Consider the following 18,228-nt stretch of genomic DNA (forward strand, 5'->3'; position numbering starts at 1 on the left):
ATGGACCTGCGCGTCGCTGCCTATGCGGTCATCATGGATGAGGAGGACCGTCTTCTGCTCGCGCACTGGAACGAGGGGCGCCGCTCGGCGTGGACGATGCCCGGCGGCGGTCTCGAGCCGGGCGAGGATCCCGAGCGGGCCGCGCGACGCGAGGTGCGGGAGGAGACCGGGTATCGCGTCGTGATCGAGCGGCTCCTCGGCATCCACTCCCGCGTCATCCCGCCGGGCCGCCGGCTGTCACCCGGCGCGGACGCCCCGCTGCACACCCTCCGCGTCATCTATCGCGCCCGCGTCACCGGCGGACGCCTGCGCCACGAGAAGGACGGCTCCACCGATCGGGCGGAGTGGTTCCCGCTCGCCGACGTCAGGGCGCTTCACCGGGTCAAGCTGGTCGACATCGCGCTCGAGATGGCCGGGATCGAACTGCCCCGGCAGCGCTGATCGCGGAGACGGGACACGCGACGCGCCGACGAGGTCAGTCGATCGGCTGCGAGATGTCGGCGACGGTCGCGCCATAGGCGGCGATGAGCTCGTCCGCCTCGACGAACATGCTGTAGCCGTGCGCGCCCGCTCCCATCGCGATGCGCCGGCCGACGATCGCGCCGTCGGCGTAGATCGGCCACTCGTGCGTGCTCCCGATGGGCACGATGGTGCCGCGCTCGTAGCCGGTGGCGGCCAGCGCGCGCGCCGGGTCGGGCAGCTGGAGCTTGTTCACGCCGACGACCGTCCGCAGCTTCGGCCACGAGATCGCGCGATCGCCCGGGATGAGCGCGAAGAGGTAGGTGTCGTCGCTGCGCTTGACCACCAGCGTCTTGACGATCCCGGCGGGCGGGATGCCGAGGATCGCCGCCGCCTCCGCGAGACTGTTCGCCGCCGGCCGTTCACGGATCTCGACGTCCAGACCGCGCGCGGCAGCCGCCGCGCGAACGCGGTCGATGCCGTGCAGACCCTCGCCGGTGGCGGGATCAGGCATCCGGCGCGCGCAGCGGGTCGTCCGCGACCCACAGCTCGTCGTCGGCACGCAGCGTCTGCCACGCCGCGTAGAGAACGCCCACCGCCGCGGCGACGCCGAGGACGATCGCGATCCAGCCGCCCACGCCCATGCCCGTCTTCACCGGCTCGGGAGCCGGCTTGCGGAATGCCGCCTTGAGGTCGATCCCGCGGCCGCCTGCCAGGCGGGAACGGGTGTCGTTCGCGGCGTCCCACACCGACATCGCGGAGCCCATGACGGCGCCCGCGGCGGGGATGACCGTGGTGTTGACGACCTTCTTGCCCTTGTCGACGTACGGTGCGGCGTACTTGTCGTAGTTCGCCTGGACCTGCGGCCTGATCTGCTCGCGGCCATAGTTGCCGAGCTGGCGGCCGGCCTCGCGGGCGACCGACGCCGCTTCTCCGACCAGGAGCTGCTGCGACTCCCACAGGCTGTTCGCCTGCTTCTGCAGCTTCACGAGTTCCTTCTTGCGCTTGCGGCTGAGGCTCACGGTGCCCTCCCTTGGGGGATGTCGGTCCTCTTCATCTTGCCAGACGAGCGCCCGGACGGCAGGGGTTGCAGCGAACTCTGAGACAATGTATGAATGCCGCTTCACACTGCAGTCGCAACGATCCACACCAACCACGGCGACATCGTCGTCAACCTCTTCGGCGACCACGCGCCGCGCACGGTGCAGAACTTCATCGGCCTGTCAGACGGCTCGCAGGCGTGGACCCACCCGGGGACCGGGCAGCCGGGTGACGGCCCGCTCTACAAGGACGTCGTGTTCCACCGCATCATCTCGGGCTTCATGATCCAGGGCGGCGACCCGCTGGGTCAGGGCGTGGGCGGCCCCGGCTACACCTTCAACGACGAGATCAACGGCGAGCTCACCTTCACCGAGCCGTACAAGCTCGCCATGGCCAACGCGGGTCTGCGCCGCAACGCAATCACCGGTCAGGCCGAGGGCACCAACGGCTCGCAGTTCTTCATCACCGTCCCGGGCCAGGGCGGCCGCGGCCCCGAGTGGCTGCAGGGCAAGCACACCATCTTCGGCGAGGTGGCCGATGATGCCTCGAAGGCCGTCGTCGACGCGATCAGCGAGGTCCCGACCGCTGCCGGCGATCGTCCGGTCGAGCCCGTCGTCATCGAGTCGATCGACATCGCCACGGTCTGACCGCCGCGCGTGACCACCGACGACCTCAGCCGCAACCGCGAGAACTTCTGCTACCGGCATCCCGATCGACAGAGCTTCGTGCTCTGCCAGCGGTGCCTGCGCACGATCTGCCCCGAGTGCCAGACCCCCGCCGCCGTCGGCGTGATCTGCCCCGAGTGCCTGCGCGATCAGCAGAAGGCGCAGTCCCCTGCGCAGCGGAAGGCGGAGCGTCGGTGGTCGCGCCCGCGGGCGCTCTCGGCGTCCGCCGGACGCCCGGTCGTGACCTACACGATCATCGCCCTCACCGCCTTCGTGTTCCTGCTCTCACTCATCCCGGGCGGGGTGGGCGACGCGGTGCAGGGTGCGCTGCTGTTCTGGGCGCCCGCGCTGTATCCGCAGTTCAACGGTGACTTCCAGCCGTGGCGCCTCGTCACCGTCTCGCTGGTGCACTCCGGCTTCTGGCACGTCGGCCTCAACATGCTGGCGCTGTGGATGATCGGGCGCAGCCTCGAGCCGCTCCTGGGCCGCTGGCGCTTCCTCGCGCTCTACCTCCTCAGTGCGCTCGGCGGCTCGGTCGCCGTCACGCTGCTGTCGTTCACGACACCCGTCGTCGGGGCATCCGGAGCCATCTTCGGCCTCTTCGGAGCCTTGCTGGTCATCGGCCGTCACATCGGCGCGAACATCGGCGGGATCGCGATCATCCTGGGCGTCAACCTCGTCATCGGCTTCATACCCGGTTTCAACGTCTCGTGGCAGGCGCACATCGGCGGTCTCGTGGTGGGCCTGCTCGTGGGCTTGATCTTCACCCGCACGCGCGCGGTCAGACAGCGCGGCCTGCAGATCGGGCTGCTGGCGACGGTGGGCGCCGGGCTCATCGCCCTGCTGTTCGTCCCGGTCCTCTTTCCCGGCGTCGTCATCCTCTAGCCGCTCGGCCGACGCGAGTTATCCACAGGTTCCTCCACAGCTGGGGAGAATCACACGCGTGTAATTCACACCTGTTAACGGGGTTGTTGAGAACCGGCGGAGCCCTCCCGCCGCCGCGCACGGAAAAGCCCCGGTCGGCGCCGACCGGGGCTCTTTCGGTGACTCGCTATCGCCAGCGCGTCGTCATCAGGAAGCCGATGAAGGCGATCCCGAAGCCGATCACGAGGTTCCACGCGCCGATGCCGGGAATAGGGTAGGCCATCCCGCTCAGGTAGAAGACGAGGATCCACACCAGACCGATCAGCATCAGTCCGATCATGATCGGCTTGAACCACACCGGGTTGGGTGCGGCCTCGCCTTCTGCGCGCTCGACGAGCGAGTCGTCGTCTTTGCCGGGTCGTGCCATAGAGAGAAGTCTAGCCGTCAGCCGGCGCCGACCCGCGCGTGCGAGAATCCCCTTGTGGATGAAGCGGTGGCCGCCTCCGGTCGCGCCGGCGGGGCGAGCGGGCGTCCCTTCCGGCGTCCGTCGGTCGTCGGCGTCATCGGCGAGGTCCTCATCACCGCTGGTCTGATCGTGCTGCTGTACGTCGTGTGGCAGCTGTGGGTCGGGGATCTGATCTACGGGGCGGAGCGCAACGCCACCGGCTCGTCGCTCTCGCAGGAGTGGGCGCGCGAGTCCGGCGCCGCGGCGCCCACGCCCGATCCGACGGCGGAGACCCCCGCCGAACCGGATGAGCCCGCTCCCCCGACGCCGCCGGTGCTCGCGGAGCCCGCCGATGCCGAGGTGTTCGCGGTCATGCGCATCCCCCGGTTCGGCGCCGATTACGCCGTGCCGATGGCCGGCGGCGTGACCCGCGAGCGCACGCTCGACCCGATCGGCATCGGGCACTATCCCGGCACGCCGATGCCGGGGCAGCCGGGCAACTTCGCCCTCGCCGCCCACCGCACCACCTGGGGCAAGCCGTTCCACCGCATCGCCGAGCTGCGACTCGGTGACGCGATCGTCGTCGAGACGCCGGAGGGGTGGTTCACCTACCGCTTCCGCACGCTCGAGTACGTCACGCCCACCGAGGTCGAGGTGCTGCTCCCGGTGCCGCAGGCGATCGACGTCCCGGCCGGCACCGCCTACATCACGCTCACCAGCTGCAGCCCCATGTACGCGATGACCGAGCGCATCGTCGCGTACGGGGTGTTCGACTCGTTCACCCCGCGCGGCGAAGGCGAACCCGCGTCCCTGCAGGCGGTGGCCTGATGTACGCCGCGCTGTGGCATGTGCTTCCCGGTCCTTGGTGGGTGCGGGTGCTCATCCTCCTGGTGCTGCTCGCGGCGGTGCTGTACGGACTCCTCTTCCACGTCTTCCCGTGGGTGAGCGAGTTCGTCAACCCGCAGGAGGTCACCGTCGCCCTCCCTGCCGTGGCCGGGCGGGCGTTGTCGTGACTGCGCGGCCGCCGGCGCCGATCCTCGTCGTCGACAACCACGACAGCTTCGTCCACACCCTCATCGGATATCTGCACGAGCTCGGCGCCGAGACCGAGATGGTCGAGGCCGACCGCCTCAGCGATCCTGCGCGCGACATCGCCGGGCGCCCCGGCGTGCTGATCTCACCGGGCCCCGGCGCGCCGGCAGACGCCGGCGCGTCGATCGACGTCGTCCGCGCGGCGGCGGAGTCCGGCATCCCGCTCCTCGGCGTGTGCCTCGGGCACCAGGCCATCGGAGAGGCCTTCGGCGCTCGCGTCGACCACGCGCCCGAGCTCATGCACGGCATCACCTCGCGGGTGCATCACGACGGCTCGGAGCTCTACACCGGCCTCGCCGACCCGTTCGTGGCGACGAGATACCACTCGCTGGCCATCGTGCCCGAGACGATTCCCCCGGAGCTCGCGGTGACCAGCCGCACCGACAGCGGCGTGATCATGGGAGTCGCCCATCGCAGCGCCCCCATCGTCGGCGTGCAGTTCCACCCCGAGAGCGTGCTCACCGACGGGGGCTACCGGCTGCTGGGCAACTGGCTCGCGTCGGTCGGATATCCGGATGCCGCTACTCGAGGCGCGGCACTCAGCCCCCGGCGATCGCCTACGCGCCGGAGCAGTACGTCAGCGTGATCTCGGATCGCACCGGCACATCGCCCGGCGGCAGCGACTGGGACTGGACCGTCGTCGGATCGGAGGCCGGGCAGCCCGGGTCCTCAGCGGGGATCACGGTGAGTCCGGCGGACTCCAGCTCGCGCGTCGCCGCGTCGAGCGTGTAGCCGCGCACGTCGTCGATCGCGACCCGCCCCGAGGCGACGACCAGGTTCACGGTGGTGCCCTGCGGCACGCTCGCGGCATCCGCCGGGTCACTCGAGATGACCGTGCCGGCGGCGAGACCCGCGTCGTTCTGCGTGGTGATGGTGCCGAGCACCAGGCCGGCGTCGGTGATGGCCGCGATGGCGGCATCCTGTCCCAGCCCCGTCAGGGTGGGCACCGTCGCCATCTCCTGACCGCTCGAGACGTAGACCCGCACCTGCTGCTGCGGCTCCACCGAGGTGCCCGCGGCAGGATCGGTGCGGATGACGCTGCCCTCGGGGACCTCCGTGCTCTCCTCGTCGACGCGGAAGGCGAGCAGATCACTGTCGGCGAGCTCCTCGTTCGCCCGGTCGTAGGTCATCCCTTCGACGTTCGGCACGACGCGGACGTTCGCCGGCAGGTCGTCGCCCGGCTGGATGGACAGCACCCAGAACAGCAGGGAGATGAGCAGCACCGCCAAGAGCCCGACGCCGGCCCAGATCCACGCGACCGGAGGGCCTGCCTGCGTGCGCTTCATCGTGGTGTCGGTGCTGAGCTGGCGCAGCGATCGCGCGGTCTCGGCGGCCTGACGCGGATTGGGACCGTAGAGCTCGCTGGTGAGCGCGCCGACCTGCCGCTTCGACGGCTCGCGTCCGTCGACCGTGGCGTCCAGGGCCTCGCGAAAACGGGCGGCGTCCTGGTAGCGCTGGAAGGGATCCTTCGCGAGGGCGCGCAGCGCCACGGTGTCGAGGGTGCGCGGGACGGTGTCGTTGACCTCCGACGGCGGCACCGGCGCCTCGCTGACGTGCTGATACGCGACGGCGACCGGCGACTCTCCCCGGAACGGCTGGCGTCCGGTGAGCAGCTCGTACAGCACCACACCGGTCGAATACACGTCGGCGCGCCCGTCGACGGGCTCGCCCTTGGCCTGCTCCGGCGAGAAGTAGGCGGCGGTGCCGAGGATCTGGGTCGTCTCGGCGACCGTGGACGAGCTGTCGGAGACGGCCCGCGCGATGCCGAAGTCCATCACCTTGACCTGGCCGGCGTCGGTCACCATGACGTTGCCCGGCTTGATGTCGCGGTGGATGACGCCGGCGCGATGCGAGTACTCGAGCGCCTCGAGGATGCCGTCGACGTAGCGCACCGCATCGGCCACCGGCACCGGACCCGCGGCGATGATGTCCTTCAGCAGCCGGCCCTTGACGAGCTCCATCACGATGAACGGCACCGGCCGCACCGTGCCGTCGGGGGTGGTGAGCGAGTCCTCGCCCGCGTCGTAGACGCGCACGATGGTCGGGTGCGCCATGCGCGAAGCGGCCTGCGCCTCCAGACGGAACCGTGTGCGGAACGCGTTGTCGTCTGCCAGCTCGCGGTCGAGGATCTTGATCGCGACCTCTCGGCCCAGCGTCAGGTCGTATCCCCGGTACACGCTGGCCATTCCGCCCCGGCCGATCGGCTCATCGATGCGATAGCGCCCCGAAAGCACGCGCGGCTCAGCTGTCAACGGTCACTCCCTGCCTGGAACACAAGCCAGACTAGCCGAGCCGGAGCGGGGGACGCGGCGGGCGCCCTGCCCGGATCCGGCTGAGGCTGGTCAGCCGTTGCCCACCACGTCGGTCGGCTCCGGAGTCGGAGCCGCCGCCTGGATGAGCACGGTGGCCTCGCCCGACTCGCCCGATGTGCGGTTGCCCGCCGAGCCGCCGCTGCAGGTCACGTTGTAGGTGACGATGACGGTCTGGCCGGCGGCGTCCGCCGCGGTGACGGTGGCGTTGCGCGCGTTCTGGGGGAAGCTGGGTCCGTTGGCGATCGAGCCGTTCTGGACGGTGAAGGTATAGGCGCTGACCGAGCCGGTCCCGGGCGGGCAGCTGTAGCCCTCCCAGAGGACGGTCAGCTCGCCGCCGGGCTCGACCGTCTGAGGAGCACCCTGGAATGTCGGCGCCGTGGGCGTCGGCATCGGCGTCTGGCCGGCGTAGACCGTCAGCTGGATGACGGTCCCCAGCTGGACGTTGCCCGTGGGGCTCACGTCGTAGACCAGGCCCTCGCTGGGCTGGTCGGGAGCCGCGTTGCCCTCGGCGCAGGTCGCGCCCAGGCCCAGTGCGTCCAGCGCGGCCGAGGCCGTGGCGCAGTCCGACCCGATGAAGTCCGCGGCGACCACGTTCGCCGTGGTCGCCGACGGGGTGGGCGTCGGCGTGGGCGTCGGTGTCGGCGAGGCCGAGGTGCGCGTGGGATCCGGCTCGGGCGTGTCCTGGTTGGCCAGGACCGCCCAGATGGTGCCTGCGAGCACCAGCAGCAGCAGGGCGATGAGCGCGATCAGCGGCCACGTCCACGGACTGCGCTTCTTCTTCTCTGCCGTCTCCTCGGTCGTGGTGACCTCTTCGACCGGGGTCGGCAGGATGCGGGTCGCGGCGCCGGTGTCGCCGCCGGCGCCCAAGAGCTGCGTCGTCGCGTCGCCGGCGGCTGCGGCGCCGGCGATCGCGGGCACGGCGGCCGCGGCGGCGGCGAGGTCGCCGCGACGCAGCGCGGTGGCGGCGCGTGCGACGGCGGCGGCGGATGCGGGGCGGTCCTCGGGCTTCTTGGCGATCATCGCCATGACGAGGTTCTGCACGGGCGGCGCGATCGTGGCGGCCAGCGCCGGAGGCTGCTCGTTGATCTGCGCCATCGCGATCGCCACCTGCGACTCGCCGGTGAAGGGGCGCTTGCCGGCGAGGCTCTCGTACGCGACGATCCCGAGCGAGTAGATGTCGGTCGCGGGGGATGCCGGGTGGCCGGACGCCTGCTCCGGCGACAGGTACTGCACCGTGCCCATCACCTGGCCGGTCGCGGTCAGCGGCACCTGGTCGGCGATGCGCGCAATGCCGAAGTCGGTGATCTTGACGCGCCCGTCCGGGGTGATCAGGAGGTTGCCGGGCTTGATGTCGCGGTGGACGAGCCCGGCCGCGTGCGCGGCCTGCAGGGCGGCGGCGGTCTGCGCGACGACGTCGAGGGTCTTGTCGGTCGAGAGTGAGCCGTCGCGCTCGAGGATCGTGGACAGCGCCTCGCCGGGCACGAGCTCCATGACGAGGAAGGCGCTGCCGTTCTCCTCGCCATAGTCGAACACGCTGGCGATGCCCTCGTGGTTGACCAGCGCGGCGTGACGGGCCTCCGCGCGGAAGCGCTCGAGGAAGCCGGGGTCGCCCATGTACTCGTCTTTGAGGATCTTGATGGCGACCGTGCGTCCGATGACGTGGTCCGTCGCCTCCCACACCTCGCCCATGCCGCCGATCGCTATGCGCGAGTCGAGCTCGTAGCGGCCGCCGAAGGTCACGCCCTGCGTCGGTCTCATCGTCCCAGCACCGCCTCCATGACCTTCTTCGCGATGGGAGCGGCGATGGTGTTGCCGCTGCCCGACTGTCCTTGCCCGCCGCCGTCCTCCACGACGACGGCCACGGCGACATCCGGGCTCTGCGCGGGCGCGAACCCGGTGAACCACAGCGTGTAGGGCTCGCCGGTTCCGTTCTCCGCGGTACCGGTCTTACCGGCCACGTCGACCCCGTCTATTCTTGCACCCGACGCAGCGCCGTCACTGACATTGGCGACCATCATCGTGACCAGCTCCTCTGCGAGATCGGCGTCCAGCGCCCGCCCGAATTCGGTGTCGTCGAACGTCTGCTGCACCGACAGATCCGGCCCGATCACCCGGTCCACCATGCGGGGGTTCATCACGATCCCGCCGTTTGCGATGGCGGCCGACACCATCGCGATCTGCAGCGGGGTCGCCGTCACCTGGCCCTGGCCGAAGCCGCTGAGCGCGGTCTGCGCGTCGTCCTGGATGGAGCGGGGGTACCCCGACGGCGTCGAGACCAGCGGGATCTCCACCGACATGTTGAAGCCGTACTTCTCCGCTTCCTCCCGGATGGCCGTGTCGCCGAGCTCGACCGCGAGCTCCGCGAACGGGATGTTGCAGCTCAGTCGCAGCGCGTCGGCGAGCGACACCGTCTCGCCCGGGCCGCACGTCCCGCCGCCGGCGTTCTGCACGACGCTGCTGGACTGCGGCAGCTGGTAGCGGGCGGGGTTGGGAAGCTGCGAGTCCGGCGTGTAGTCGCCGGAGGCCAGCGCCGCAGAGGCCGTCACGAGCTTGAACGTCGACCCCGGCGGGTTGAGGTCGCCGGCGATGGCCCGGTTGGACAGCGGCTTGCCCGGGTCGGCGACGAGCTCGTCGTACGTGGCGTTGACCTGCTCGGTGTCGTGCGAGGCCAGGACGTTCGTGTCGTAGCTGGGGCTCGTCACGAGTGCGAGCACGCGCCCCGTCGAGGGCTCGATCGCGATCACTCCGCCCTGCAGGCCGCCGAGCGCCTCGAACGCGGCCCGCTGCACGTCGGCGTCCAGCGACAGCACGACGTTCGAGCCCCGCGGCGGCTGCCCCGTGAAGATGCGCTCGATGCGCGAGAGGAACTGCGAGCCGGCGGTCCCGCTGAGCTGCTGGTTCATCGCCTGCTCGATCCCGGTGGCCGAGTTCAGTGCGGGGTTGATGTACCCGGTGACGGGCGCCCACATCTCGGCGTCGGTGTAGACCCGCTGCCAGCTGTAGAGGTCGTCGGATGCCACGGACGAGGCGATCGCCGACCCGCTGGCGATGATCGAGCCGCGCTGCACCTCGTACGAGTCGTACAGCGCGCGGCGGTTCTCTGGATTGGCGGCGAGCTCGTCGGACTGGATCACCTGGATCCAGCTGGTCGAGGCGAACAGCGCGAGGAACATGATCAGCATCAGGATGCTGAGACGCCGGAGTTCTTTTGTCATCTCAGCCGATCACCACCCGGGGCCGGCTGCGCACCGCGTCCGAGATCCGCAGCAGCAGGGCGACGATGATCCAGTTCGCCACCAGCGACGAGCCGCCCGCTGCCAGGAAGGGCGTGGTGAGGCCGGTGAGGGGGATGAGGCGCGTCACGCCGCCGACCATGATGAACACCTGCAGCGCGATGGTGAACGACAGGCCGGTCGCGAGCAGCTTGCCGAAGTCGTCCTGCCCGGCCAGGCCGATGCGGATGCCGCGGCTGGTGAACACCATGTACAGGCACAGGATCGCGAAGACCCCGATGAGGCCCAGCTCCTCGCCGAGGGCCGGGAGGATGTAGTCGCTCTCGGCGACGGGCGTGAGGTACGGACGCCCCTGGCCGAGGCCGGTGCCGATCAGGCCGCCGTTGGCCATGCCGAACAGTCCGTTGACCAGCTGGTAGCTGGAGTTGTCCATCAGCTCGGGGTTGAACGCGTCGAGCCAGTTGCGGAACCGGCCCTGGACGTACGGGAGCACCTGCGAGGCGAGAGCGGCGCCGGCGGTGGCCAGCAGCACGCCGATGAGCACCCAGCTCGTCTTGCCCGTCGCGACGTAGAGCATCGCGACGAACATTCCGAAGATGAGCAGTCCGGTGCCCAGGTCGCGCTGCATCACGATGATGCCCAGTGAGATCAGCCAGATCACCAGGAGCGGCCCGAGCTCGCGCGCCCGCGGCCAGGTGAGGCCGAGGAAGCGGGTCCCCGTCGAGGTCAGGCTCTCGCGGGTGCGGACGAGGTACCCGGCGAAGAAGATGCCCAGCGCGATCTTGGCCAGCTCGCCCGGCTGGAACGAGAAGAACCCGAGCGAGACCCACACGTCGGCGTTGGCATCCGTTCCGAGGCCCGGAATGACGGGCAGCACGAGCAGGGCGATGCCGGCGAAGCCGAAGATGTAGGTGTAGCGGAACAGCACCCGGTAGTTGCGCAGGAACATCACCACAAGGATCGCCGCGACCAGGGCGATCGCCGCCCACGCGAGCTGTCTCGTCGAGAACGCGTTCCAGCCGTGCCGCTCCCAGTGCAGGTCGAGCCGGTAGATCATCGCCAGCCCCACACCGGTGAGGAGCGTGGCTATCGGCACGACGAAGGGATCCGCGTCGCGGGCGCGCAGGCGCAGCAGGATGTGCAGCGCGAAGACGAGCGCGGTGAGGCCGCCGCAGTACACCAGGAAGGTCCAGTCGATGGTCCCGCTCGCGCCCAGCTGCACGAGCGCGACGGCGCAGCCGTTGATCAGGAAGGCGAAGAGCAGCAGGGCCAGCTCGCGGTTGCGCTGCGTCTGCGGCACCCGGATGCGCCGCAGTGCGCGCACCACCGCGGTGTCGGTGGAGACCGTCTCGGCGGGCGTCCTCGTCTGCGCGCTCATCCGCCCCCTCCCGCCAGGTCACTGATGTCGGCGACGATACGGCGCGCGTCTGAGAGGGAGCTTGCCGAGATGGTGCCCTCGACGGTCGCCCGGGCGAAGTCGGAGAGCGAGTCCAGCGGGATGCCGGTGTCCTCGTGCGGCGTCGAGAGCGAGATCGGCCCGATGTTCTGCTGCACGCCCTGGTAGATCACGACGGTGTCCTCGTCGGCGCCGACGAAGTACCGCGTCTGCGTCCACTGGTAGCCGATCCAGGCGGCGCCGAACAGCAGGAGCAGCGCGAGCAGCACGCCGGCGATCCAGCCGATGCGGCGGCGACGGGCGCGGCGGCGGTCCTCCTCGATGAGCTCCTCGAGGAACTCCGCCGCCGGCTCGAAGTGCGTCGGCTCGTTGGCCGCCTGCCGGTTCGGGTGCAGCCAGCCCGACCTCCGGGGCGCCGCGGCCGGCACCTCGATGCCCACCGGGTTGGAGGCGGAGCCCACGATGGTGGCCGTGCCGGAGAAGATCGGATGCTGCCCGCCGACGTCGACGAGGACGATCGTGACGTTGTCGGGCGCGCCGCCGTCGAGGGCCTGCTTCAGCAGGCTGTCGGCCGTGCGGCCGGGCGCGAGGCCCAGACTCATCGCCTTGGCGGTGTGGGCGTCGTCGACGACCCCCGAGAGGCCGTCCGAGCACAGCAGCCAGCGGTCGCCCGGCTGGGTCGGCATGATGAACGTGTCGAGCTCGGGGTCGGGATCCATGTCGCCGAGCACCCGCATGAGAACCGAGCGGCGCGGATGGTAGCGCGCCTCTTCGGGGGTGATCCGCCCGGAATCGACGAGGCGCTGCACGAACGTGTGGTCCGTCGTGATCTGGGTCAGCGCGCCGTCGCGGTAGAGGTAGATCCGCGAGTCTCCGATGTGGGCGATGACGGCGTAGTCGTCCACCATGATCAGTGCGCTCACGGTGGTGCCCATGCCGGCCAGCTCGGGGCGGACGTTCACGGTGTCGATGAGGTCGACGGCGGCGTCGGCGATCGCATCGCGGAGGGCCCGCTCGGCCTCCGCGGTGGAGTCATAGGGCCGGTCGAGCGGCTCCAGCCGCGAGATGGCGAGGCTGGAGGCGACATCGCCGCCCGCGTGGCCGCCCATCCCGTCGGCGACCACGAAGAGGTTCGAGCCGGCGTAGCCGGAGTCCTGGTTGTTGGAGCGCACCTTGCCGGTGTGCGAGATGGCGGCGCTCGAGCCCTGGAAGACCATGTGCGAGGGGTCCGCCCGCTACTTCCGCAGCTCGAACGTCGTCGCACCGACCTTGATCGGAGCGCCCAGGTTCACCGGGACCGGGGCGGTCACGCGCACGCCGTCGTGCCAGGTGCCGTTCGTGGAGTCGAGGTCCTGGATCATCCACTGATCGCCCCACAGCACCAGGCGCGCGTGGTGGCTGGACGTGTAGTCGTCCCGCACCACGAGCCCCGACTCGCTCGAGCGGCCGATGGTCAGCGGCTCATTGCCCAGGGGCAGCTCGAGGCCCGTCTTGGGGCCGCTCGTGATCACGATCCGCGAGGCGGTCGAGGTGGTTGCCGGTCCGGTGGTCTGGAGCGGGCGCGGCGGCGTGGCCTGGCCGACCGCGGAGGTGACGGCCGACGGCGAGGCGGCGGGGGCGCCGGCGGGTGCGGCCGCGGCGGCCGCGGCATCCGGCATCCGCCTCACCTTCACGCCGAACAGGTCCGCGCGCAGCGAGTAGATCACGCCGAACACGAACGCCCACAGCAGCACCAGGAACCCGATGCGCAGCAGGAGCAGGGTCAGCTCGCTCATGCCAGCGGACCCCTCTCCCGTGCATCGTAGGGGGGCGCGTCGAACATGCGGGTCGCGTCGTCGGCGGGCGCGGCGGGCCGGGGAGCCGCGGCCTGCGCCACCACGCGGAACACGATGTCGGTGCGACCGATGCGCACCGTCGAGTCCGGCGGCAGCGCGGCCTCGCCGACCTTCCGGCCGTCGAGCATCGTGCCGTTGGTCGAGCCCAGGTCGCGGACCATCGCGCGCTCGCCGTCCCACAGGATCTCGACGTGCTTGCGGCTGGTGCCGGGGTCGGCGACGGTGATGTCGGCGTCGCTGCCGCGGCCGATGACGGTGCGGGACTTCGTCAGCGGGACGCGGCGGCCCTCGACGTCCACCACCCCCCGCCAGGCGACCTGGCCGCCCTGCGCCGCTGTCGACTCGACGCGCAGCGTGCCGGTGGAGAGCTGATCGTCGCGGCGCAGCGAGATCGACACCGGGCCGGCGAACGAGTAGCCCTGCGCCTTGGCGTGCTTGTGCACGAGGGTGTCGAGCTCGTGCGTGAGCGCGTCGCCGAGATTCGACATGCGGTCGTCGTCGGCCGGTGAGAGCATCACCGTGAACGTGTTGGGAGCGAGGATGCGATCCCGGCTGACCACCGCGGCCTTCTTGTCGAGTTCGCTGCGCAGGGCCGAGGCGATCTCGACGGGCTGGATGCCGCTGCGGAAGGTCTTGGCGAACGCGCTGTTCACAGCGCGCTCGAGACCTTTCTCGAAGCTGTCAAGTAGTCCCACGGAGCTCCTCTGGAGGGGGGTGCCGGTTGGTACATGCTAGTTGCACAGCCTGTACCCGCGATGGATCGCCCACGCGACCTGGCCGGTTCGGACGGGGCCGCCACGCATGATATCCTCGGCAAGTTGAGTTTCGCGGGATCCTGGGATGCCGCGGCTCGCGCGAGTGGCGGAATAGGCAGACGCGCTGGCTTCAGGTGCCAGTGCCCGAAAGGGCGTGGGGGTTCAACTCCCCCCTCGCGCACAGCGCAGCGAAGGCCCCCGGTGACGGGGGCCTTCGCCGTTCCCGGCAGTGGCCGGCGAGGCCGCTCAGCCGCCGCCGACGCCGTCGAGGGCGGGGACGAGGGTGAACACGATCTCCTCGATCTCGCGGCCGACGCCCGGGGCGAAATCGGTGTTGCGCGAGACCTCGGTGAACCCGGCCTTCTCCAGCACCGCGATCGAGGCGGCGTTGTGAGCGGCCGCGCGTGCGAAGAGGGGACGGATGGGCTCGCGGGAGATGAGGAGGCGCAGCGCCGCCGTCGCCACCCCGCGACCCCAGGCGTGCCGGGCGATCCAGAACGTGACCTCGCGGTCGCCGTCCACAGTGAAGGAGGCGATGGTGCCGGCGAAGCCGCCGTCCTCGGTCACCACGAGGGAGAGCACGTTCTCGTCGTCCCGCTGACGGGCGATCCACGCGTCGAAGGCGCCGCGGTCGTCGGGATCCTCCGCGGTGAACGCGGCCATGGCGATCGCCTCGCGGTCGCGCATCATCTCGAAGATCGCGTCCAGGTCGTCGTCGTCGAGAGCCCGCAGCTCGATGTGGTGGGTCACCCCGCCCACGCTACCCAGACGCGCCCGGGGGCGAGAAGGGCTTGCGATGGCGCGCGTGGTCAGGTCAGACCGTGGATGCGGCGCAGCTGCGCCTCCGCGCCGTCGCCGTCGCGACCCGCCAGGGACGTGCGGAACTCCTCGTACGCGGCGGTGCGCCCCACCGGGCACTGGATGTGGGGACGCCACCCCTTGAGGTCGCGCCGGATCGCGATCTCGTACTCGCGGATGAACCTCCGCAGCGGAAGGTTGCCGCTGGCGCGCGTGATCACCGCGAAGAACTCGTGACTCGCCGCGGCGATCGCCGCCGCGTCATCCGCACGCGACGCCGCGATCACCTCGTCGAGCTTCTCCAAGGCGAGCGCGAGCGCCGCGTCGTCGGCCCGGCGCGCGGCCATCCGCACGGCCAGGCCCATGTTGTACGCCACCAGCTCCACCGTGTCGCTCTCGTGATCCGGGAGGGACACGCGCGTGTACCGGTGAGGCGACACCTCGACCAGCCCGGTGCGCTCCAGCCGCTGCAGCGCTTCGCGCACCGGCGTCCGCGAGACGCCCAGCCACTCCGCCAGCTCGTGGTCGCGCAGTCGCTCGCCGGGCGCGAGGCGGCCGTCGAGGATGGCCTCGCCCAGGCGTGCGTACACCTCGTCTTTGAGGGCGACGCCGCGCGGGTCGAGCGGAAGGAAGGGGGCGGTCATGGCTGGCCCCAGTGTACGCCGGACGATTCAGCTGCATAGACCTCGGACGGGAAGCGAACCCTCGCCCCTCCGCTGATATATCGGTACGATGTCGATGTCCACGCTTCGGTGTGGCCTATCCGGGGGGATCCGTCGACGCCCGGGCTTGGAGCTCTGCTCAGCCCGGGCGTGCGATGGGCTCGTGACCACGCCGATCCGTGCAACGTTTCTGTCACCATCCGAACTGGGTCTCGCCGCACGCGCGCGTCTTCACTACGTTGGAGGCACTCGCCGCAAACGCGACGAGACCAAAGAAGAACGGCAAGTAATGAGCACGCAGGGCACCGTGAAGTGGTTCAACTCGGAGAAGGGCTTCGGGTTCATCGCTCCCGATGAAGGCGGCGCAGACGTCTTCGCGCACTACAGCGCCATCCAGTCGGGTGGCTACCGCTCCCTCGAGGAGAATCAGCGCGTCGAGTTCGAGATCGCGCAGGGACCCAAGGGCCTCCAGGCCGAGAACATCCGCCCGCTCTGAGTCGAGCGGGCTGATCGCTCCGCGCGATCGGTGAGCCGCGGCATCCGCCGTCAGACGATGACGGATGCCGCGGCTCTCGGGCTGCCGTCTGCATCGGTCAGTCGCGCTCGCCGCGGAACAGCTCCATCCCCGCGCCTGCGAACTGACGCAGCGTCGCATCCGGCAGGAATGCGCGGGTGAGGGCTCCTCCGATGCGGGTGAGGTCGCTCTCGTCGCGGTAGAGCAGGTACATGGTCTCGTACCGCGGATGGAACTTCTCCTTGAAGCGGTGCAGCGACTGGAACCCGTAGACCGGCTCCAGTGCGTCGGCCAGCTTGTCGCTCAGGGCGGCGATCATGCCGGCGTCCGGCGGGTAGTCGTGCGCGAGCGGCGCGCCCGACAGCGACATGATCTCGGCGCCCTCCTCGGAGAAGAGCTTGGCCGAGGACCCGATGAGGTACTCCATCACCGGTGCGAAGCCGCTTTCGCGCCGCCGCATGAGGTCCAGCGTCCAGCCGCGGGCTGTGCCGCCGGGTCGGTAGACCGGCAGCCACGAGAGGAAGCCGTCGACGTCGCCGTTCGGCGCGATCGCCAGGGCGAGCCGCACCTCGGGGTCCTCCGCCTCGACGAGCGTGCCGAGGGTGAATCCCATCTCGGGAAGGCCCTTGTCGCCCACCCACATCTCGGAGATGGCCCGCAGCTGCTGCTGGACACCCCACGGCTCGTCCTTCAGGCGGGTCATGCGGAAGGTCATCTGCTCGCGCCCGGCGCGGTTGAGCGACGAGCGCACCGAGTTCCACCGCTTGCCGGTGAACTCGAGCCCGGGCAGGTCGACGATCGTGTCGTCTGCGACGACGAGGCTCCGCCACGACGGCGGCACGCTCGCGCGCGTCGCCTCGTCGGCGCTGAAGAAGCAGGGCACGAGACCTGCCAGCTCGGCGTCGTGGATGAACGCGCGCACGGATGCCTCGCGCGAGGCGGCGGGACCGAGCGGGTCGGCGAGCGCCAGCGCGACGCCCGCGCGGCGCTGGTAGGCCACGATCCCATCGGCGGTGCGCGCGTAGCTGTTGCCGTCCCACGTCGTCATCCACGACAGCGTGCCGCCCCCGTGCGCGTGGAGCATGCGCTTGACCTCGTCGATGTCGGGCGCGGGTTGCCCGCCGATCCGCGACCTGCGGCGGGCGCGGAACGCCCCCCGCACCCAGATCAGGTAGAGCAGCACGAGCAGCCAGAGCACGCCGCTGGCCAGGGCGAGCTCGGTCTCGCCGTCGATCGTCGCCTCCAGGCGCGCCTCGCTGGCGATGATGATGCCGGCGAGCACCACGAGCCCCGTGAGCACGTTGAACACCGCGAGGATCACCGCGACGACCCAGGCCCACCGCCGGCCGCGGCGCAGTCCGTTGGCCACCACCAGGATGACGACGACGTCGATGGCGAAGTCGAAGACCCCTCCCGAGGCGGGCTCGGTGGGACCGAACGGGCCGTCGGTGGGGATGAGGAGCGTCAGCAGCTGGATGGCACCGAGCGCCAGCACGGAGATGAACGCGATGAGACGCTGCTCGCGGACGGTCGTGCGCTGGATGCGCAGCGACCGGTCGACGAAGAGGATGAGCAGCACCGCCAACAGGTGCTCGAGATCGGCGAGCGTCCCCCAGAACACGATCGCCACGAAGACGAAGCCGAGCAGCACGAGCCACGCCCGCACCCGCCACGGCGGACGCAGGAGCCCCGCCGCCGCGGCGAGGCATGCCATCGTGCCACCGGATGCCCCGACGTCGAGCGCGTCGGCCTGCTGCTGCGCCCATGCCCAGGGGAGGACGGACAGCCCCCACAGCAGCAGGGCGCTGCCGAAGATGGCGAACAGCTGCCCCACCCAGTAGTACGCCAGCGCGACGCGGGATCCGCGCCGGACCTCGAGGTATGCCATGCCCGCGAAGGAGGTGATCGTGAGGACGTAGACCCACGGCTGGTTGACGAAGAACGTCCCGGTCACGGGCGTCCACCATCTGCCCGCCTCCAGCGCGGGAAGCCCGTACGCCACGAGTTCGAACGTGTCCGAATCTTCGAACGGCCGCCAGAGCCCCTGCCAGACGACACCCGCGACGAGGATCAACGCGATCATCGTCAGCGTCGCGGGGACCCTCGATGCGCCCGCGAGCGCGCGGTTCGGTCGCTGGGGCGCCCCGTCGCTCATGG

20 protein-coding genes and 1 tRNA gene are annotated in these 18,228 nt (G+C 70.5%); 8 read left to right on the forward strand and 13 right to left on the reverse strand.

Features of this window, described 5'->3' with window-relative positions; all coding sequences use genetic code 11:
* Positions 1–441, forward strand: coding sequence for an NUDIX hydrolase (locus tag IR212_RS00065; RefSeq protein WP_194397029.1), 441 nt, complete (start codon positions 1–3; stop codon positions 439–441).
* A gap of 34 nt (positions 442–475) precedes the next feature.
* Here IR212_RS00065 and IR212_RS00070 read toward each other — a convergent pair whose 3' ends face one another.
* Together IR212_RS00070 and IR212_RS00075 are read right to left on the reverse strand one after the other, a co-directional pair.
* Positions 476–973: an aminoacyl-tRNA deacylase gene (locus tag IR212_RS00070; RefSeq protein ID WP_194397030.1), complete on the reverse strand. Its 498-nt coding sequence runs from the start codon at positions 971–973 to the stop codon at positions 476–478.
* Positions 966–1,481: a DNA helicase gene (locus IR212_RS00075; protein ID WP_194397031.1), complete on the reverse strand. Its 516-nt coding sequence runs from the start codon at positions 1,479–1,481 to the stop codon at positions 966–968. Before IR212_RS00075 ends, IR212_RS00070 begins: the two co-directional genes overlap by 8 nt.
* A 93-nt stretch (positions 1,482–1,574) precedes the next feature.
* Here IR212_RS00075 and IR212_RS00080 point away from each other — a divergent pair, with 93 nt between their 5' ends.
* Together IR212_RS00080 and IR212_RS00085 are read left to right on the forward strand one after the other, a co-directional pair.
* Positions 1,575–2,147: a peptidylprolyl isomerase gene (locus tag IR212_RS00080; protein ID WP_194397032.1), complete on the forward strand. Its 573-nt coding sequence runs from the start codon at positions 1,575–1,577 to the stop codon at positions 2,145–2,147.
* 9 nt (positions 2,148–2,156) lie between these two features.
* Positions 2,157–3,050 (forward strand): rhomboid family intramembrane serine protease, encoded by an 894-nt coding sequence (locus IR212_RS00085; RefSeq protein ID WP_194397033.1) that lies wholly within the window; start codon positions 2,157–2,159, stop codon positions 3,048–3,050.
* 166 nt (positions 3,051–3,216) lie between these two features.
* Here the strand turns inward: IR212_RS00085 and IR212_RS00090 are convergent, their stop codons facing one another.
* Positions 3,217–3,456, reverse strand: a complete 240-nt coding sequence (locus IR212_RS00090) for a cell division protein CrgA (RefSeq protein WP_194397034.1) — start codon at positions 3,454–3,456, stop codon at positions 3,217–3,219.
* Positions 3,457–3,510: 54 nt separating this feature from the next.
* Here IR212_RS00090 and IR212_RS00095 point away from each other — a divergent pair, with 54 nt between their 5' ends.
* Genes IR212_RS00095 through IR212_RS00105 form a run of 3 tightly spaced genes read left to right on the forward strand, consistent with a single transcriptional unit; the run spans position 3,511 to position 5,152 of the window.
* Positions 3,511–4,302, forward strand: a complete 792-nt coding sequence (locus IR212_RS00095; protein WP_228479399.1) for a class E sortase — start codon at positions 3,511–3,513, stop codon at positions 4,300–4,302.
* Positions 4,302–4,487 carry a hypothetical protein gene (locus IR212_RS00100; RefSeq protein WP_194397035.1) on the forward strand — a complete coding sequence of 62 codons (186 nt, stop codon included), beginning with the start codon at positions 4,302–4,304 and terminating at the stop codon, positions 4,485–4,487. The genes IR212_RS00095 and IR212_RS00100 overlap by 1 nt, the downstream gene beginning before the upstream one ends.
* Positions 4,484–5,152 (forward strand): anthranilate synthase component II, encoded by a 669-nt coding sequence (locus IR212_RS00105; protein ID WP_194397036.1) that lies wholly within the window; start codon positions 4,484–4,486, stop codon positions 5,150–5,152. Before IR212_RS00100 ends, IR212_RS00105 begins: the two co-directional genes overlap by 4 nt.
* Here IR212_RS00105 and pknB read toward each other — a convergent pair.
* The 7 genes from pknB to IR212_RS00140 all read right to left on the reverse strand — a co-directional run bounded on the left by pknB (position 5,124) and on the right by IR212_RS00140 (position 14,037).
* Positions 5,124–6,818: a Stk1 family PASTA domain-containing Ser/Thr kinase gene (gene pknB / locus IR212_RS00110; RefSeq protein WP_194397037.1), complete on the reverse strand. Its 1,695-nt coding sequence runs from the start codon at positions 6,816–6,818 to the stop codon at positions 5,124–5,126. The genes IR212_RS00105 and pknB overlap by 29 nt on opposite strands.
* 90 nt (positions 6,819–6,908) lie before the next feature.
* Positions 6,909–8,636, reverse strand: coding sequence for a serine/threonine-protein kinase (locus IR212_RS00115; RefSeq protein ID WP_194397038.1), 1,728 nt, complete (start codon positions 8,634–8,636; stop codon positions 6,909–6,911).
* On the reverse strand, positions 8,633–10,093 hold the full coding sequence (locus tag IR212_RS00120) for a peptidoglycan D,D-transpeptidase FtsI family protein (RefSeq protein ID WP_194397039.1): 1,461 nt from the start codon (positions 10,091–10,093) through the stop codon (positions 8,633–8,635). The genes IR212_RS00115 and IR212_RS00120 overlap by 4 nt, the downstream gene beginning before the upstream one ends.
* Before the next feature lies 1 nt (position 10,094).
* Positions 10,095–11,489, reverse strand: coding sequence for an FtsW/RodA/SpoVE family cell cycle protein (locus IR212_RS00125; RefSeq protein ID WP_194397040.1), 1,395 nt, complete (start codon positions 11,487–11,489; stop codon positions 10,095–10,097).
* A complete protein-coding gene (locus IR212_RS00130; protein ID WP_194397041.1) occupies positions 11,486–12,724 on the reverse strand; it encodes a PP2C family protein-serine/threonine phosphatase in 1,239 nt (412 codons plus the stop codon). The genes IR212_RS00125 and IR212_RS00130 overlap by 4 nt, the downstream gene beginning before the upstream one ends.
* A gap of 18 nt (positions 12,725–12,742) precedes the next feature.
* Positions 12,743–13,282 (reverse strand): FHA domain-containing protein FhaB/FipA, encoded by a 540-nt coding sequence (locus IR212_RS00135; protein WP_194397042.1) that lies wholly within the window; start codon positions 13,280–13,282, stop codon positions 12,743–12,745.
* Positions 13,279–14,037, reverse strand: coding sequence for an FhaA domain-containing protein (locus tag IR212_RS00140; RefSeq protein ID WP_194397043.1), 759 nt, complete (start codon positions 14,035–14,037; stop codon positions 13,279–13,281). The genes IR212_RS00135 and IR212_RS00140 overlap by 4 nt, the downstream gene beginning before the upstream one ends.
* A 157-nt stretch (positions 14,038–14,194) precedes the next feature.
* Here IR212_RS00140 and IR212_RS00145 point away from each other — a divergent pair.
* A tRNA-Leu gene (locus IR212_RS00145) sits at positions 14,195–14,278 on the forward strand.
* 65 nt (positions 14,279–14,343) lie between these two features.
* Here the strand turns inward: IR212_RS00145 and IR212_RS00150 are convergent.
* Positions 14,344–14,847 carry a GNAT family N-acetyltransferase gene (locus tag IR212_RS00150; protein WP_194397044.1) on the reverse strand — a complete coding sequence of 168 codons (504 nt, stop codon included), beginning with the start codon at positions 14,845–14,847 and terminating at the stop codon, positions 14,344–14,346.
* 59 nt (positions 14,848–14,906) lie between these two features.
* Positions 14,907–15,539 carry a GntR family transcriptional regulator gene (locus tag IR212_RS00155; protein ID WP_194397045.1) on the reverse strand — a complete coding sequence of 211 codons (633 nt, stop codon included), beginning with the start codon at positions 15,537–15,539 and terminating at the stop codon, positions 14,907–14,909.
* A 307-nt stretch (positions 15,540–15,846) separates the two neighbouring features.
* On the opposite strand from IR212_RS00155, the gene IR212_RS00160 reads away from it, so the two are divergent.
* Complete coding sequence (locus IR212_RS00160; protein WP_109208752.1) at positions 15,847–16,053, forward strand: cold-shock protein; 207 nt, start codon at positions 15,847–15,849, stop codon at positions 16,051–16,053.
* A 97-nt stretch (positions 16,054–16,150) separates the two neighbouring features.
* Here the strand turns inward: IR212_RS00160 and IR212_RS00165 are convergent, their stop codons facing one another.
* On the reverse strand, positions 16,151–18,226 hold the full coding sequence (locus IR212_RS00165; RefSeq protein WP_194397046.1) for a bifunctional lysylphosphatidylglycerol flippase/synthetase MprF: 2,076 nt from the start codon (positions 18,224–18,226) through the stop codon (positions 16,151–16,153).
* Positions 18,227–18,228: the final 2 nt, after the last annotated feature.

The sequence above is a fragment of the Microbacterium atlanticum genome (genome assembly GCF_015277815.1).
GTDB classification, from domain to species: Bacteria; Actinomycetota; Actinomycetes; order Actinomycetales; family Microbacteriaceae; genus Microbacterium; species Microbacterium atlanticum.

Coding starts and splice junctions, on each gene's coding strand:
- IR212_RS00065 (WP_194397029.1), top strand. CDS start 1: ATGGACCTGCGCGTCGCTGCCTATGCGGTCATCATGGATGAGGAGGAC.
- IR212_RS00070 (WP_194397030.1), bottom strand. CDS start 973: ATGCCTGATCCCGCCACCGGCGAGGGTCTGCACGGCATCGACCGCGTT.
- IR212_RS00080 (WP_194397032.1), top strand. CDS start 1,575: ATGCCGCTTCACACTGCAGTCGCAACGATCCACACCAACCACGGCGAC.
- IR212_RS00090 (WP_194397034.1), bottom strand. CDS start 3,456: ATGGCACGACCCGGCAAAGACGACGACTCGCTCGTCGAGCGCGCAGAA.
- IR212_RS00100 (WP_194397035.1), top strand. CDS start 4,302: ATGTACGCCGCGCTGTGGCATGTGCTTCCCGGTCCTTGGTGGGTGCGG.
- IR212_RS00115 (WP_194397038.1), bottom strand. CDS start 8,636: ATGAGACCGACGCAGGGCGTGACCTTCGGCGGCCGCTACGAGCTCGAC.
- IR212_RS00120 (WP_194397039.1), bottom strand. CDS start 10,093: ATGACAAAAGAACTCCGGCGTCTCAGCATCCTGATGCTGATCATGTTC.
- IR212_RS00125 (WP_194397040.1), bottom strand. CDS start 11,489: ATGAGCGCGCAGACGAGGACGCCCGCCGAGACGGTCTCCACCGACACC.
- IR212_RS00130 (WP_194397041.1), bottom strand. CDS start 12,724: ATGGTCTTCCAGGGCTCGAGCGCCGCCATCTCGCACACCGGCAAGGTG.
- IR212_RS00135 (WP_194397042.1), bottom strand. CDS start 13,282: ATGAGCGAGCTGACCCTGCTCCTGCTGCGCATCGGGTTCCTGGTGCTG.
- IR212_RS00155 (WP_194397045.1), bottom strand. CDS start 15,539: ATGACCGCCCCCTTCCTTCCGCTCGACCCGCGCGGCGTCGCCCTCAAA.
- IR212_RS00160 (WP_109208752.1), top strand. CDS start 15,847: ATGAGCACGCAGGGCACCGTGAAGTGGTTCAACTCGGAGAAGGGCTTC.
- IR212_RS00165 (WP_194397046.1), bottom strand. CDS start 18,226: ATGAGCGACGGGGCGCCCCAGCGACCGAACCGCGCGCTCGCGGGCGCA.